At 58.0% G+C, this 16,211-nt stretch carries 11 protein-coding genes, 1 pseudogene and 1 riboswitch; of the genes and pseudogenes, 5 read left to right on the plus strand and 7 right to left on the minus strand.

Annotated features, from left to right (window positions below):
- Position 1 precedes the first annotated feature (1 nt).
- The 3 genes and pseudogenes from GF111_RS00200 (at position 2) to GF111_RS00210 (ending at position 5,312) form a co-directional block, all read left to right on the plus strand.
- Positions 2-454 carry a hypothetical protein gene (locus tag GF111_RS00200; protein ID WP_038871657.1) on the plus strand — a complete coding sequence of 151 codons (453 nt, stop codon included), beginning with the start codon at positions 2-4 and terminating at the stop codon, positions 452-454.
- Positions 451-3,132 (plus strand): response regulator, encoded by a 2,682-nt coding sequence (locus GF111_RS00205; protein ID WP_224217800.1) that lies wholly within the window; start codon positions 451-453, stop codon positions 3,130-3,132. The genes GF111_RS00200 and GF111_RS00205 overlap by 4 nt, the downstream gene beginning before the upstream one ends.
- A pseudogene (locus GF111_RS00210) lies at positions 3,129-5,312 on the plus strand (sugar-binding domain-containing protein). Before GF111_RS00205 ends, GF111_RS00210 begins: the two are co-directional and overlap by 4 nt.
- A gap of 11 nt (positions 5,313-5,323) precedes the next feature.
- Here the strand turns inward: GF111_RS00210 and GF111_RS00215 are convergent.
- From GF111_RS00215 to GF111_RS00245, 7 genes are read right to left on the minus strand one after another with little or no spacing between them, the layout of a single operon-like run.
- Positions 5,324-7,099 carry a sensor domain-containing phosphodiesterase gene (locus GF111_RS00215; RefSeq protein WP_080441750.1) on the minus strand — a complete coding sequence of 592 codons (1,776 nt, stop codon included), beginning with the start codon at positions 7,097-7,099 and terminating at the stop codon, positions 5,324-5,326.
- A gap of 4 nt (positions 7,100-7,103) precedes the next feature.
- Complete coding sequence (locus GF111_RS00220; protein WP_038871667.1) at positions 7,104-8,984, minus strand: diguanylate cyclase domain-containing protein; 1,881 nt, start codon at positions 8,982-8,984, stop codon at positions 7,104-7,106.
- 39 nt (positions 8,985-9,023) lie between these two features.
- Positions 9,024-9,476 (minus strand): ATP-binding protein, encoded by a 453-nt coding sequence (locus GF111_RS00225; RefSeq protein ID WP_055312861.1) that lies wholly within the window; start codon positions 9,474-9,476, stop codon positions 9,024-9,026.
- A gap of 25 nt (positions 9,477-9,501) precedes the next feature.
- Positions 9,502-9,843, minus strand: coding sequence for an STAS domain-containing protein (locus tag GF111_RS00230; protein ID WP_038871672.1), 342 nt, complete (start codon positions 9,841-9,843; stop codon positions 9,502-9,504).
- A 27-nt stretch (positions 9,844-9,870) separates the two neighbouring features.
- Positions 9,871-11,106: a PP2C family protein-serine/threonine phosphatase gene (locus GF111_RS00235; protein ID WP_223294936.1), complete on the minus strand. Its 1,236-nt coding sequence runs from the start codon at positions 11,104-11,106 to the stop codon at positions 9,871-9,873.
- 12 nt (positions 11,107-11,118) lie between these two features.
- On the minus strand, positions 11,119-12,006 hold the full coding sequence (locus tag GF111_RS00240) for a hypothetical protein (protein WP_223294935.1): 888 nt from the start codon (positions 12,004-12,006) through the stop codon (positions 11,119-11,121).
- A 1-nt stretch (position 12,007) separates the two neighbouring features.
- Complete coding sequence (locus tag GF111_RS00245) at positions 12,008-14,449, minus strand: glycogen/starch/alpha-glucan phosphorylase (protein WP_038871679.1); 2,442 nt, start codon at positions 14,447-14,449, stop codon at positions 12,008-12,010.
- A gap of 248 nt (positions 14,450-14,697) precedes the next feature.
- Positions 14,698-14,773: riboswitch (Fluoride riboswitch) on the plus strand.
- 40 nt (positions 14,774-14,813) lie between these two features.
- Here GF111_RS00245 and GF111_RS00250 point away from each other — a divergent pair.
- The gene (locus GF111_RS00250; RefSeq protein ID WP_147191204.1) at positions 14,814-15,779 is read left to right on the plus strand and encodes a DHHA2 domain-containing protein; all 966 of its coding nucleotides are present in this window, start codon (positions 14,814-14,816) and stop codon (positions 15,777-15,779) included.
- Between the two features lie 3 nt (positions 15,780-15,782).
- Positions 15,783-16,211, plus strand: coding sequence for a universal stress protein (locus GF111_RS00255; RefSeq protein WP_038871682.1), 429 nt, complete (start codon positions 15,783-15,785; stop codon positions 16,209-16,211).

Here is a 16,211-nt window from a genome sequence, read left to right on the forward strand (position 1 = left end):
CATGGGCATCAATTATGAAGAGCTGTTCAATAACAGCTACAGCCGCATCACTCAGGGAGATAAAGGCGATCGGTTCTTCACCCATTTTTATGCGTTGTTTATCGGCAGCACCGAAGACCTTAGCTCGCCGGGCAGCATCGCTCAGCGGCTGGAAAAACAGAAAATCATTTATAAAACCTTTTTCTACATGCTCTCGGTCGCCAATACCCATATCGTGGCGGATTACCTGGTGCAGGTGACGCAAGAAGGCAGCCCGCAAAGCCTCAATCTTCCTCCGTCGATTTATGCGCTGTGGCGCAAGGCCGTGCTGCAAACCGTGCGGGATCTCGATCCCGAATGCGATGAAGAGATCCTGACCGCCTGGGCCATCGTGCTGGCGCCGGGGCTGGAATTCATGCGGCGGCAGGCCGAACTGCATCACAATCCCAGCGCGCAATCGGGGCTGCCGGGATGAACAAGCTGCCGCTGCTTTCCGCGCTCAACGCCCCGCCTATTGCGCTGGCCATTTATGACGCCGAAGAACGGCTGAGCTATTGGAACCGGCGCGTAATCGAGTATTACCCCGGCCTTGAATCCTGGTTACGCGTCGGGCTTACGCTCGCCGACGTCTTACGCATGATGATCGACATCAGCTATCCGGCGTTGCATGACGAAGCCAAAAAGCGCATGGCGGCCACCTTGCTGGCCAACTACCGCCGGCCAGATCATTACGAAGTTCGACGGATCACCGATCGCACCCTGTATATCCAGCACCACCGGACGCCCGAGGGCGGCGTGATCAGTACCCATACCGATATCAGCCGCTATGCCGACGTCATTAAAGCCGAACAACGGCTGCACAGTGACTTTATTCTGGCGGCCGAAACCTCGCGCATCGGCATCTGGGAATGGGATTTGGCAACAGACGAGCTGCAGGTCAATGACGCGTTGCTGCTGTTGCTGGATATTCCGCGCACCAATCCGGTGCTTTCCGGCAGCTTGTGGACGCAGGCCTTTCCGGCCGACTGTCTGGCGCATTTCACGCAGAGTATTCGCCAGGCGAGCCGGGCCATCCTGCCGATTTTCGCCTGCGAAGCAAAAGTGCAGCGCACGGATGAGCGTTACGGCTGGGTGTCGCTGCAGGGCCAGATCGTGCAGCAAGGCATGCACGGCGAAGTGCAGCGGGTCATCGGCACGCTGCAGGATATTACGGAACACAAAGAGGCGGAGGCCTCATCCCGCCAGTCGGTTGAGATAGCCAAAGCGGCCAGCCAGGCGAAAAGCGAGTTTCTCGCCAATATGAGCCACGAAATACGCACGCCGATGAACGGCATTCTCGGCATGACCCAACTCTGCCTTGAGACCGAGTTGAATCAGGAACAACGCGACTACATCACGATGGCATACAGTTCCGCGCGCGCGTTGTTGAAAATTATCGATGACATTTTGGACTTCTCCAAAATCGAAGCGGGCAAGATCAGCCTGGATCCGGAAGATTTCGCCCTACGGCCGTTGATTCAGGAGATCACCCGCCCGCTGACGCCCAAGTTCTCCGAGAAAAACGTAGAGCTGCTGGTGGATATCCACCCTGACGTTGCCGACGAGATCTATGGCGACCCGTTGCGGCTACGCCAAATACTGACCAACCTGATCGGCAACGCGCTCAAATTTACTCCCGCTGGCGAAGTGGTGCTGCGTATTGAGCCGGTGGCCGACGATCCGCATCGTTTGTTGTTCAGCATCCGCGACAGCGGTATCGGCATCGCCAAAGACAAGCAGAAAGTCATTTTCGAATCGTTCAGCCAGGCGGATAACTCGACGACCAGAAAATACGGCGGCACCGGTCTCGGGCTGACGATCTCCGCCAGGCTGGTGGCGATGATGGGAGGAGAATTGCAGGTCGACAGTGATGCCGGGCGCGGCAGCTGTTTCTATTTTTCCCTGCCGGTGTTGTCAGGCGCGCGCAGAGAAAGCGTCGGCTGGCCGCAGACGCTGGCAGGCATCGAGGTGCTGGTGGTGGACGACAATGCCACCAACCTGCGTCTGCTGTCCGACCTGCTGCGCAATATGGGATTGAAACCCACTCTTGCCGGTTCAGGCAAAGAGGCGCTGGCGCTGATGAACAATCGCGCGCCTTTCCCGCTGGTGCTGTTGGATGCGCAAATGCCGGAAATGGACGGTATGGCGCTGGCGCTGGAGATCATGTCTACCCCATCATTGCGGCATTGCACGCTGATTATGCTGAGTTCGACGGGCAGCCGGATCGATAAGGCGGTGCTGAAAAAAGTCGGGGTCTCCTTTTTCCTGATGAAGCCTATCGATGCCGAGGAACTGTTTGCCGCCATGGAGCAGGCGCTGATGCCGATGCTACCGAGCGCGCCCGCAGCCGCCCCACCCACCCTCGAGCCGCCGGTGAACGCGGCGGCCCCCCGCTATCATTTGCTGATCGCCGAAGACAATCCGATCAACCAAAAGCTGGCGCTCAGCTTTATCGGCAAACTGGGGCACAGCGCCGATCTGGCCGGCAATGGCGCCGAAGCGCTGAACCGGCTGCAAACGGCGCGCTACGACGTCATTCTAATGGATTTGCAGATGCCGGAAATGGACGGCGTCGAAGCGGTACAGGCGATTCGTCAGGCAGAGCGGCGGCAACCGGCGGGCGAACCGACGCAGCGGATCATCGCCATGACCGCACACGCCATGAAAGGCGACAGAGAAAAATGCCTGCAGCTCGGCTTTGACGGTTACATTGCCAAACCCATCCTGCTGGAGAAACTGGCGGAGGAAATTACGCAGGTCGTCGCGGCTCCGGTGCTCGCCTTCGATTATCCGCTTGCGCTCGCGCAGTTGGACAACGATCCGGCGCTGTTCAACGAGCTGGCGGCGATGTTTATCGACGAATTGCCTGGTCTGTTGAATACCTTGCAAGCGGCGATCGCCGCTCAGACATGCGACGAGATCAAACGCTGCGCGCATCGCCTCAAAGGCGAAACGCTGCACTTTGCCGGCTCGCCGCTGACACCCTGTTTGCAAGCCATTGAGCAGGCCGCCGGCGCCCGCGATCTCGCGTCGCTCCCCTCTCTGCAGTCGCAGTTGGCGCCGTTGAGCCGGCAGCTACGCGACGCGCTGATCGCCATCGTGGAGGCAACATGAAAACAAAATTCTGGCTCTCTCTGGGGCTGCTGGTCTGCGCGTCATCCCCCCTTGCCCAAACGCCGCGCAGCGTTTCTCTCGATGGCGTTTGGCAATACCAGGACGCCAACCCGCCCCATGACGATCGGCAGCGCCTGACGCCGAATTGGCGTCCTCTGCGGGTTCCGGCGAACTGGTACAGCGCCGGCGTCGATCACCAGGGCGCTCTGTGGTACCGCACGACATTCACCCTGCCGCGCCTCGCCCACGATCGGCTGGCCACGCTCACTTTCGACGGCGTCGACTATCGCACGGAGGCCTGGCTCAATCAGCGTTTTATCGGGCGGCATCAGGGCTATTTTCAGCGTTTCCAGTTCGACGTCACGCAGGCGGCTCAGCGCGAAAACCACCTGCTGGTGAGGGTGGACAGTCCGTTTGAACCCCCCGGCAGCGTCTGGCCGCTGCACAAGCGCGTGATTAAAGGCGTACTCTCGCAGCACGATACCCGCCCCGGCGGTGCCTGGTCGCCGCAGGGCCAGGACGCCAACTCAGGCGGTATTTGGCAGCCGGTCACGCTACGCCTTAGCCGCGGTGCGGCGATCGATAACCTCACGGCGCTGCCCGACTGGCGTCAGGGATTGGCGCGGCCGACGCTGGACATCCGTCTCGACTATCGGGTGAATCGGCCGAGAAAGGCGCGCCTGATCCTGCGCCTGACGCCGCTGAATTTCACCGGCAAGAGCTATCGCCTTTCTCGCCGCGTAACGTTGACCGGCGAAGCACCGCTCGCCGTTTCGCTGCCGATGCCGGGCGCCGCACTTTGGTAGCCATACGGCCATGGGGCGCAACATCTTTATCGCATCGAGGCAACGTTATCCGACGCTGAAGGCTTGCTGGATAGACACACGTCGCAAACCGGTTTGAGAGACGTTCGTGAGCTGGCATCAGGCCACGGCTGGACGATCAATGGCCGGCGCCTGTTTATTCGCGGCACCAACTATATCGGCTCACCGTGGCTCGGCAGCATGACCGCCCCGCTTTATCGCCGGGATCTGCTGCTGATGCGCGCGGCAAACATCAACGCGGTACGGGTGCACGGGCACGTTGCCGGCCAGGCGCTGTATCGCGAGGCCGATGAACTGGGCATGTTGCTGTGGCAAGATATGCCACTGCAATGGGGGTATGACGACAGTGAAGCCTTCGCCGCCGAAGCGGCGCGCCAGGCCGGCGATCTGCTGCGACAACGGGGCAATCACCCTTCGGTGATCGTGTGGGCCGGGCAAAATGAACCGCCTTTCGACTCCCCGTGGATGAAACAGCGGTTTACCGATTGGACCCCCACGCTCAACCGCCGGCTGGCGCAACGCGTGGCGGACACGTTGAGCGAAGACCGCACCCGCATCGTTCACCGCTGGTCGACGGTCGCCGAGCATTACTGGCAGGGATGGTATTTCGGCTCTGTCGGTGATTTCCTCAAGCCGGCGACCACGGCGATCATCAGCGAGTTTGGCGCGCAGGCGCTCCCTCGCCTCGCCACGTTGCGCACCATCATTCCGGCGGCGAAGCTGTGGCCCGCCAGCACGTCACCCGACGATCCGGGCTGGAAGGTGTGGCAATATCACAACTTCCAGCCCGAGCAGGCTTTTGGCCTGGCCAAATTGTCGCGTGGCGCTACGATAGAGAGCTTTATCGCCAACACCCAGGGTTATCAGGCGGAAGGCATCCAACTGGCGGCGGAGAGCTATCGACGCCAACGCTATCAACCGGTCGCCGCTCTGTTCCAGTTTATGTTCAGCGAAACCTGGCCTTCAATCAACTGGGCGGTCATCGATTATCAACGGCACCCCAAAGCGGGTTACTTCGCCTTGCAACGCGCCTATCAACCGGTGCTGCCCTCCATCGAGCCGCTCACGCTCAACTGGCGACCGGGCGAAAGCGGTAAGGTCGGCCTGTGGGCGATCAACGATCGCTGGCAAGACTACACCGCTGCCACGTTGCGTTGGCGAGTAACGCAAGGCGAGCAGGAGCTGGCGCGCGGCGAGATGGCGCTCGATCTGCCGGCGGACAGCGGTCGTAAACTGAAGGAGCTCAAGCTCACGCCGCGTACGGCACAGCCCTTGCAGGTAGTGACGGAACTGACGGACAGCAACGGCCTTCGCCTGGGTGAGAATCGCCGGCAATTTTCGGTGGGCATCCCATAAACGATGCCGCGCTACGGTTTTCGCCGCTGCTGTCCGTGGATGTCGACTAACGCGCAGAGCTTCTCCAACGTCACCGCCGGTGAAAAATAGAAGCCCTGCGCGACGTCACATCGATATTGAGTCAGGTAGTGGAGCGATTCTTGGTCTTCCACGCCCTCCGCCAAGACTTCATAGTTGAGCTTATGCAGCATATCGATGATGTTTTGCACGATAATGCGGCTTTCCGCATCGCTCTTCAGCTGTTTGATCAGGGAGGCGTCCAGTTTGACAACGTCGGCGGGGATATGGCGCAAATAGTTTAAATTGCTGTAACCGGCGCCGAAGTCATCCAGCGCAATGCGATGCCCGTTAGCCTTTAGCGTATGCAGACAGGCCAGCGCCACGCTGCTTTCCTGGATACGTTGCGACTCCAGACACTCTATCTCAATATCGCCCGGCTGCAGCCCTCGCCGGACAATGGCCTCGTGCAACCGCGCAGCAAAGTGCCGCTCGGCCAGATTGCCGGCCGTCACATTGATCGAAATCGGGAACACAATCCCCGCTTCGCGTATCAACAGCAGCTGTTCAATCGACTGCGCGATGACGAACTCGGTAAGCGGTTTTATCAGAGAGGTATTTTCCACCAGCGGAATGAATTCCGCCGTCGGGATAGCCCCCAAGCGTTCATGCCGCCAACGCAATAATGCCTCCGCACCGACAATCCTGCCGCTTGTCAAATCAATCTGGGGCTGATATTCCAAAAACAGCCCGCGATTCTGCTTAAGACTCTGCGCCAATTCATTGAACAGATTGAACTTATGTTTACGCACCGCATCTTTCGGCTCGCTGTAAAGAGAAACGATCCTGCCTTCGTCTATCGAATCATGCAGCGCGCTGGTCGCCTGGCGCAAAATCTCGGCAGGATCGGCATGCGGCGCGGAAAATAACGCATAACCGGCATAAAGTTCCAGCCGCAACGGCACGTCCCCCCTCACTTCGCGGTGCAGACGGTCGGCGCAGCGCAACAAATCGTGCTTGGCCTGCGGTATTTGCTGCGCCGCGATGATGACGGCGAAACGTCCTGGCGCGATGCTGTATAACATCCGATCGCTGAGAAAAGTCTCTTTCAGGAAATGGCCGATGTCCCCCAGCAGTAACTCTACCGTAGACAGGCCGAAGGAGCGTGCCATCTCGTAGGCGTACTTGATATCTATCGTATCGACCAGCAATAACGCGTATTTTCCCGTATCCGCTAGATTACCCAGCTCCCCCATTAGACGTTGACGATTGGGCAAGCGGGTAATGGCATCGACCAGGCCGATTTCGCTCTGTGCTTCGATGAGCTCGGCAACGATAGTGGCCATACTGCGTAGCAGTTCGACCTGGCGACGCGTTAAGTGCTTTGGTCGCGGGCCAACGAGGCAAAATGCGCCGATCGTGTAACCTTCGCGGGTGGAAAGCGGGATGGCGGTACAGTGGCGGACAGCCGCCTCCCCCCTGACCATGGGATCCGATGCAAAGCGTTCATCCGCGAAAGTATCCGGACAAAACAGCGCCTCGCCCTGCAGGCGAACGAAATTGAACAAAGGGCTGGCGAAATCTATCTCTTCAAAGCCGATGTCAATCTGTGCGCGGAGCCAGATCTTGCGCGATCCGTACAGGCAGATAAGGCAACCCGACGCCTCCAGCAGTTTACGGGTGATATTCAGCACCTGATGGATCGCATCGTCGTGGCCGGCCCCCAAGGCCGCCAGTGCATCGATGGCCGCCAGGCGCTCGTCTTCGTTCTTACTGAGATGTCTTAGCATTCGTTCACAGCTCGCAGATGGCGTAAGTGCCTTTGCCGGCGGATTTCGCCTGATACATTGCGCTATCGGCGCTGGCCAACAGCATTTCCGCCGTCACCTCTCCGTTCGAAGAGATCGCCGCGCCAATGCTGGCGGACAGGCAGACCTTTTGTTGACCGATCTGCGAAATGCCGGCCAGCTGCGCCAACACCTTTTCGCAGAATTCGTTGACCTCGCGCCGCGGCGCCGTCAACGGCCACAGGATCACCGTGAATTCATCGCCGGCCAGGCGCGATACGCTGTGGCGTTCGCCGGCGCAGGCGCTGAGCAATTTGGCGAACGTCTTCAGGATCACATCGCCGAAGTCATGGCCATAGCTGTCGTTCAGGGTCTTGAAACCATCAAGATCGATGAACAGCAGCGCCATCTGTCGCTGGTGGCAACAGGCCTGCAGCGTGCCCGATAACCGGCGCAGAAATGCGCGTCGGTTGGTCAATCCGGTCAGCATGTCGTGCGTCGCGTCATACTCCAACCGTTGCTGCAGGCGCTTCAGTTCAGTGATGTCCATGGCGAGAATGTAAAATCCCTGCGCTTCGCAAGGCACCAGCGTGGTGTGGATCATCAGCAGCCCCTGCTGGGTCTGCAATTCGTTTTCGAAACTGACCATTTCGCCCGCCAGAGCCCGTTCGATCATCGGCTTGGCCATTTGATAGACGCTTTCGCCCATAAACTCGCGCACCGTCATGCCCTGCAGGCTGGCCTCTTCCAGACCAAACCAGGTTTTATAGGCGCTGTTGGCAAACAGATAGCGTTCATTGGCGTCGATCTGGCTGATTAACGCCGGCATGTTGTCGGTAATGGCGCGCAGGCGTTCTTTCTCCGCGCTGAGCTGAGATTCGGCGAGTACCCGGGTTTCTATCTCTTCGTTGAGCTTTTTAACCACCACGTTGAGCTCATGCGTGCGGATTTCGACGCGCTCTTCCAGCTCATGCTGCAAGGCGAACAGGTCGGCTTCCGCCGCCTTGCGCTCGCTGATGTCGACGATAACCGAGATAAAATGGTCCGGCTTGCCGTTCGGCAGGCGATTGAGCGCCACCGTCAACTGCACCCAGACGATCGAGCCGTCGGCGCGGAAATAACGCTTTTCCATCGAATAGGTGCTGATTTCGTTTTTCAGCAGCTGTTGCAAGTACTCCAGATCGGTATTGAGATCGAGTGGATAAGTGATGTCCTGAAACGTGCGATCCATCAGCTCGCGCTCGGAGTATTGCAGCATTTCGCAGATGCGCGGATTGACCCGCAGCCAATAGCCCTGCAGCGAGACCAGCGCCATGCCCACCGCCGCCTGAGAAAAGGTCTGCTCGAATAGCGCCTCCGTGCGCTGCAGATCGGATTTCAGGTTTTCGGTATAGACGTGGCGCTCAATGCTTTGCAGATACTCTTCCACTACCGCGGCGAAGTCATGCAGGTCGGCCAGTTTGTCCTGAGGAAAAGGATGAGGGTGGCTGTCGATAATGCAAAGCGTGCCGAGCGGCAAGCCGTCCAGCGATAGCAACGGCTGCCCGACATAAAAACCGATCCTCGGGCCACCGACCACCAGCGGATTATCGAAAAAGCGCGGATCCTTGGCAGTGTCGGGCACCACCAGCGTTTCACGCTGCAAGATGGCATGGCCGCAAAACGAGATATTGCGCGGCGTTTCCCGCGCATCCAAGCCATAGCGCGATAAAAACCATTGGCGATCCCGGTCGATCAGTGACACCAGCGCAATGGTGACGCCGAAATATTTGGCGGCCAGCCGCGTGATGCGATCCAGCTTTTCCACCGAGTTCGAATCCAGCACGTTCAGCGAATTCAATACCGACAGGCGTTCGGCCTCGTTTTCGGGGAAGCAGGGTTCGAGCATATTGACTCCTGTTGCGTCTCCAACGGGCCACGCCGCCTTTCAGGTCCGATCGCCCGTCGTATTTTTAATCAGAATCAGTTCGTTGCGTCCGTCGGCGGAACGGTAACGAACTTCGTCCATCATGGAATAAATCAGTATCAATCCGATTCCGCTTTCTGGCCAACTTTCCAGCGAGCCCGGTTCGGGGAACGACCGCTGTTTATCCGCTACCGCCTGCAGAATGTCCGCCGGTATAGGACGCCCGCTGTCGGTGAGCGTCACGGCGATCGCGTCGGCAGATAGTGACATAGTCACATCCACGTTGTGCCGCACGTCGTAATTGACGCCGTGCCGGACGATGTTGCTGAATGCCTCGCTGGCCGCCAAATCCATCTGATATATCGCTGCCGGATCAAGCGCGAACGGCGCCACGAACCGCTGAAAAGCGTTGCTCAGCGTATCCAGATTTTCAAGCGCCGCACCCAGGCGCAGCGTGGTGGTGGCTGTCTCCATCAAGGCCTCCCGGTTAAACGCCACGCTATTCGCGGGCAAGGATATTTAGCGCGTCCTGCCGCGTAGCGCCGATGGTAAAAATCCGGTCCATACGGGTCAGTTTGAACAGATGCTGAATATTGCCGTTCAGCGAACACAGCACCAGTTCCCCTTTTCCGTTCAACGTTTTGAGTATCGACACCAGCGCGCCCAAACAGCTACTGTCGATGAAATCGACTCGGCTGAAGTCGAGCAGTACGTGATTACCGTTACGCTCGATCACTTCCAGCACCTGCTGCTTGAACGCCAGCGCGACGGAAGCGTCGAGGCGGCGCACCAGCGGCACCACGATCTCGATGTCATTTTCGGTGTACATTTCAAAATTCATGGTCTTCCTCATCGAAGTTGTCTGCGGTTATGCGGTGCGCTCGATCGCCACCAGCGAAATATCGTCATTAAAGAAACGGCCGTACTCTGCGAGCCCGTCAGGCTCCGGTCGGCTCCAGTCGCCCAGCTCGCGTTCAACGCGCTGGAAAACCGCGGCCGTCGCCAGCAGACGATGCTCTGTCAGTAACTGCTGCAGCCGCGTTTCTCCATAGAGCTCTCCCGCGCGGTTCTCACATTCGCTGATGCCGTCACTGTAAAGATAGAGCCGTTCGCCGGGCGCCAGAGAAAACTCGCAGCTTTGATACTCCGACTGGGGAAAAAGCCCAACGGGGACACCACCGAGGCCGACGGTACGCAGTTCACCGTCCCGGCAGATAATGAAAGGCGTCGGATGCCCGGCCTGACAGAGCGCCCCCCGCCCGGTTCGAGTGTCGATAAAACCGTAAATAAGCGTGAAATAGCTGGTGATTTCTTCGTTGTCGAAGCAAAAACGCCGGTTGAGCGCCGCGACCACCTGATGAGGCGCAATGACGCCTCCCTCGTCGATCAGCAGTCGCCCATCGGCCCGGCCGGTAAGAAACTCTCTGGCGACCGCCAGGGAAAGCATCGCGGCGCTCACCCCATGACCGGCGACATCAATGCAGTAAAACGCCAAATGACGGGCGTCGAGCGCAAAATAGTTCAGCAGGTCGCCGGAAACGTACGCGGAAGGCAAAAACATCCAGTCCGCCTGATAGCCGCTGAACGTCAACGCTGCCGCCGGCAACACGCTGCGCTGCAATCGTGCGGCAGCCTGCAGATCCTGCTCGATTTGCCGGTAGGCGCTGCTCAACCGCTGGTTGCGAATCGCCAGCGTGCTTTCTAACGTCAGGATGCGTTCGGCGGCATGAAGTCGGGCGCGCAGCTGACTCTGATTGACCGGTTTGGAGAGGAAATCGTCGGCACCAGATTCCAGCCCCTGCACCAGATCGTCGATCGACTGGCGCGCCGTCACCAGAATGGCATAGATGTAATGACCGAAATCACGCTGGCGAATTTGGTGGCAGAGCGCCACGCCGTCCATTTGCGGCATTTCCCAATCGCTGATGACGGCGTTGATGGTTTGCGTCTCCAACATCGCCAGCGCGTGTACGCCGTCCTGCGCCTCCAACACCCGGTAGCCCCATTTGCTCAGCATGCTGCCCAGCAGATGCCGGTAGCTCCTGGAGTCATCGACGATCAGGATGGTCAAAGGGGATGCGCTGTCTTTCTCCGTCGGTTCCACAGTCACACTCGCTTAAAACGGGAGCGTCCAGCTCAGGTTGATCGTCCCGCGCCGAAAATTGGCATTGGCATCGCTGCGCCATGGGTAGCGCGTACCGGTGTAGTTGTCGTAATGCACGGAAACCGCGCCCGGCAAATAGCTGGACACATAGCCGATACTGTAGGTGTAGTCGTAGTCCCAGGGCTGCTGTTGCTGACTGTCGGGGTAATAGAACGACGACACGCGCAGGAAATAGTGTTGCAGCAGCGTGTAACCGCAGCTGGCCAACAGCGAGCTTTTGTTACGTTTGATGCCGCTGTCGGCCAACGAATAGTAGCGCGGGACATAGCTGTATCCCACCTGGCAGATCAACGCGTCTTCCTTGTTGATCAGCAGGTGTTTTTCGACGCTGTCCGGCAAACTGAATTTATACGCAAACGTCCAGGCGCCTTGTTCAAAATAGGTGTGTCTGTCGCCGCTGGCCGGATAAAAGTGGTTATTATCGTTATAGTTGCCGTAGACCAGGCTGAAGGTGCCGGGGTGCCAGTCATCGTAGCCAAAGCTGTAAACGAAATCGGTGCTGTATTTATTGGTGTCCTGCAGCGGCATTCGCACCGTCATGTTGGCGAAGAAATAGCTCATCGGCGAATACTGCATGCTCAGCAGCAGGCGCTGATTGTACTTATCGCGGATCTCGGAAGAGTCGCTCCCCGTGGGCACATAAACCGGATGCCGGGCCAAATCCGAGTTATAGGTCAGCGCCGCGGAGAAAGACGATTCGCTGCCGGAGAACAGACGCGCCCAAGGGCTGGTGAACACCCGCACTGCCGGTTGGTTAGGCGTCGTGTCCGCCGCCCAGCCGCAAACGCTGAACAGACAGCCGGCAAGCGGGGACAGGCGCCGTAATAAACGGGTGGTCATATCAGTAATTCATCCCCCAAATCTCCTTGGCATAGCCGCGAATGGTGCGATCGCTGGAAAAACCGCCCATGCGTGCGATGGTCAACAGGGCGCGACGGTGCCACCGCTCCGGTTCGTCGAAATCGGCCGCCGCTCGCAGCTGAGCCAGCCGATAGCTCTCGAAATCTTGCAAATGACAGAAATAGTCGCCGGCGATCAGGATATTGCGTAACGGCGCAAACAGTTCAGGGTCGGCCGTAAACAGGCCCGACGTCAGTGAGTCCACCACACGGGCGATACGCGGGTTGTTGCGATAATGATCGCCACCGTGGTAACCGCTGCGCCTGATGGCGTCGATTTCCTCTGCGGTGGCACCGAACAGGTAAAAATTGTCCGCCCCAACCGCATCGCGGATTTCGATGTTTGCCCCATCCAGCGTGCCGATGGTCAATGCGCCATTGAGGGCGAATTTCATATTGCTGGTGCCCGAGGCTTCGGTACCGGCGGTCGAGATTTGCTCGGACAGATCGGTCGCGGGGATAATGCGTTCGGCCAGCGAGACCTTATAGTCCTCGAGGAACACCACTTTCAGCTGGCCGCCGACGCGAGCGTCCTGATTAATGCGCTGCGCCACGCAACCGATCAGTTGAATGATCAACTTGGCCACCGCATAACTCGGCGCGGCCTTACCGGCGAACAGATGCACTTTAGGCGCGATGGTTTTACCGCCTTCCTTGATCTCCAGATAAAGGTCTATCACGTGGAGAATGTTCAGCAATTGCCGTTTATATTCGTGGATCCGCTTCACCTGGCAGTCGAACATCGCCATCGGATCGAGATGGATACCGTGTCGCTCTGCAATCAGCCGACACAAGGTGCCCTTATTTGCGCGTTTTATCGTACGTATTTCGTCGATCGCGCCAACATCGTCGGCCAATTTCTCCAGCCCGGCCAACTGCTGCAAATCCGTCGGCCATTCCTTAGCCAAATGTTGATGCAGAAACGCTGCCAGCGGTGGGTTAGCCTGCTGCACCCAGCGGCGCGGCGTGACGCCGTTGGTCTGGTTAATGAATTTTTCCGGCGAGATAAAATAAAAATCCGGCACCAGGTTTTTCTTGATCAATTCCGAATGTAGCTTTGCCACGCCATTAACCCGATGGCTGCCGACGATTGCCAGGTTAGCCATCCGCATCTTTTTGTCGTTTTCGCCCGTGAACAGGGAAAGCGACGGCAACAGCTGCGGTTGCTCGGGCCAGCGTGCGGCCACTTCCGCCAGAAAACGCCGGTTAATCTCATAAACGATCTGCAAATGACGCGGCAGCAACTTTTCAAACAGGCTCACCGACCAGGTTTCCAGCGCTTCGGGCATCAGCGTGTGATTGGTGAAGGCGCAGGTTCGCTGCGTGATGTCCCAGGCCTGCTCCCACGGCAGCTGGTGCTCATCGACCAACAGGCGCATCAGTTCTGCCACCGCCAGCGCGGGATGGGTGTCGTTGAGCTGGATCGCCACCCGTTCCGGCAACGCCGCGATCGGCGCTTCTTCCTTCGCATAATCGGCCAGCACGTCTCGCAGCGTACAGGCGACCAGGAAATATTCCTGCGTGAGGCGAAGCTCCTTGCCGGTCAACGCCTCATCCGCCGGGTAAAGAATCTTTGAGATATTCTCGGAGGCGATTTTCTCGCTCACCGCCTTGATATAGTCACCCCGGTTGAAGATATGAATATTGAAGGAATCTGAAGCCAGTGCGCTGTAAAGCCTCAACTTATTGGTCGCAGACCCCTGATAACCGGAAACGAGATAGTCGTGCGGGATCCCGACGAGAATCCGCCAATCCATCCACATCGGGTTATAGTTTCCCTCGGCGTCTTCACCGTGCTCAACGCGGCCGCCGATCGGGATCAGCATCTGTTGGGCGTGGTGCTCGACCAGCCACGGCGAGTGCGTGGAGTGCCAGTCATCCGGCTGTTCGATTTGCCTGCCGTCGTGGATCGCCTGTTTGAAGAGCCCATACTCGTATTTGATGCCGTGCCCGGAAGCGGCGATGTCCAACGTGGCCATCGAGTCAATGAAACAGGCGGCCAAGCGCCCCAACCCGCCGTTGCCTAGAGCTGCATCGGGCTCTTCATCAATAATGCGCTCGAAATCGAATCCCAATTCGGTAACCGCGCGCTGCATATTCGTCAGCAAGCCGATATTGATCAGGTTATTGCGCAGTGACTGACCTAATAAAAACTCCATCGACAAATAATAAAGACGTTTCTTTTTTTCCGCGCGTTGTCTTTGCTGCGTAATCAGAAAGTCATCGTATTGATAATGACGAACAGTCAGCGCCACTGCATTGAAAATGTCGCTTTCAGTTGCCGCCGACAAGGCCACACAGAGTTGATATTTAAGATTGTTTTCAATCTGCGCACTCAGCTCGCTAACGCTCGGCGCAGTAGCTACAGGCTGTTCTGATGTCATTGCACTTCCTTTCGGGAATGATATTCAACGGTATATTCGTTAAACGGCAATAAGTTATCAGATAAATTCTAGCCCCTTTTTTTATAATGTCTTTTTTTTGCCGAATTTATTTTTAATTCAAACGGGAATGGTGAGATTGTTAATTATATTAAGAGCGGATTTGGCACAATTAAATGATGATCGACGCAATGATTTGATTAATCCATGCCGGTTCCAACGTTGCGTTTACCCCCGCGCTGCGCTACAGTCGTTCACAAGGTGATGGTGTTCCACCTTTCCCAACCGCCGCGTTCACTCGAACCGGATGATGACGCCTGATATACAACTTCGCTTTATTTTTTAGGCAGGTATGTCAGGAGTCGCTATGAATGAAATTTCACGTTTTACCTCTTTTCCACTCCAGCCCGATGTCGTCGCACGGGAAATGCCTCTGTACGTTTTCGGCCATAAAAACCCCGACAGCGACAGCATCTGCAGCGCGCTGGTGGTCGCGGACTGGCTCAATCACCTCGGCAAACCGGCCGTGGCTTTCCGCCTTGGCGAGCTGACGCCGGAAACCCGCTACATACTGGCTGCCGCCGGCGTACAGGCGCCTGCGCTGCTGACAGACGATCTCCGTGACCGCAAAGTCTGGCTGGTCGACTTTACCGATATCGAACAAGGCCCGGCCTCATTGCCCGACAGCGACGTGGTCGGCGTTATCGACCATCACCGGCTGGGCACATTAGTCACCCGCAACCCGCCCGATGTCTGGGTGCGCGCCGTCGGCTGTTGCGCCACCGTGATCCTGCAGATCCTGACGGCAGAAAAACCGATGCCACTTAACGCCGCACAGGCCACGCTGCTGCTGGGCGCCATCCTGAGCGACACCGTCGCGCTCAGTGCGCCGACCACCACGGAACAGGATCGGCGGGCGGTCACCCGGTTGCGCGCAATTTCTCACGTCGACTATGACGCCTTCACCACCGGGCTACTGGCCGCCAAAACCGATCTCTCCGGGCAATCCGCCCCGCAGTTGCTGCAGCGCGATGCCAAGAATTACCGCATCCATACCGTTTCGCTGCTGCTGTCGCAGATAGAAGTGCGGGCCATGAGCGACATCGATCCGCTGTTGCCCGCGCTGCAACAGGCACTCGAGCAGGCGAAGCAGGAAGCCGGGCTGGAGATGACCGCGCTCCTGGTTACCGATATCACCCACCGCCGATCCACCCTGTATTTCTCGTCGAACCCGGTGCTCGCCATTCGGCAGGTGTCGCTGCCCGGGATGACGAGCCGAAAGAAAGAGGTTTTACCGTGGTTAACCCTACAGATTGCTCACGCAGGGAGATAAGTCATGCCGATCTACCAACACGCTTTACTGCTGGTGCAGGATGAACGCGACGGCCGGCTGCTGTTGCGCCATGCCGAACGCCTCAATCAGCAGATGAATACGCGCATTACCGTGGCGCACATCAGCGCCGACTATGCCGAGCTGGACTACCTCAGCGATGCGCAAATCAAAGATCGCCAGTCCAGCGAGGTGATCGCCGCCAAAGCCATGCTCAGCCGCCTGGTGGACGACTGCTCAATCCCCCTGGAGGTGCGCGCAATGGTCAGCATCCATCGCTTCAAAGACGTCGAAGCCCTGATTGCCCGTGAAGGCGTCGATCTTTTGTTGCTCGGCCATCAGAACCGTCCGTTTGGCGTCTATGCCTCCTTCGGCTTCGAATTCATCAACCATTTATCCATCGATGTGCTGATAAAGCACGTTCCCACTCCCTAG

The organism is Serratia sp. HRI, from assembly GCF_010119335.3.
In the GTDB taxonomy this organism is placed as follows: Bacteria; Pseudomonadota; Gammaproteobacteria; order Enterobacterales; family Enterobacteriaceae; genus Serratia; species Serratia nevei.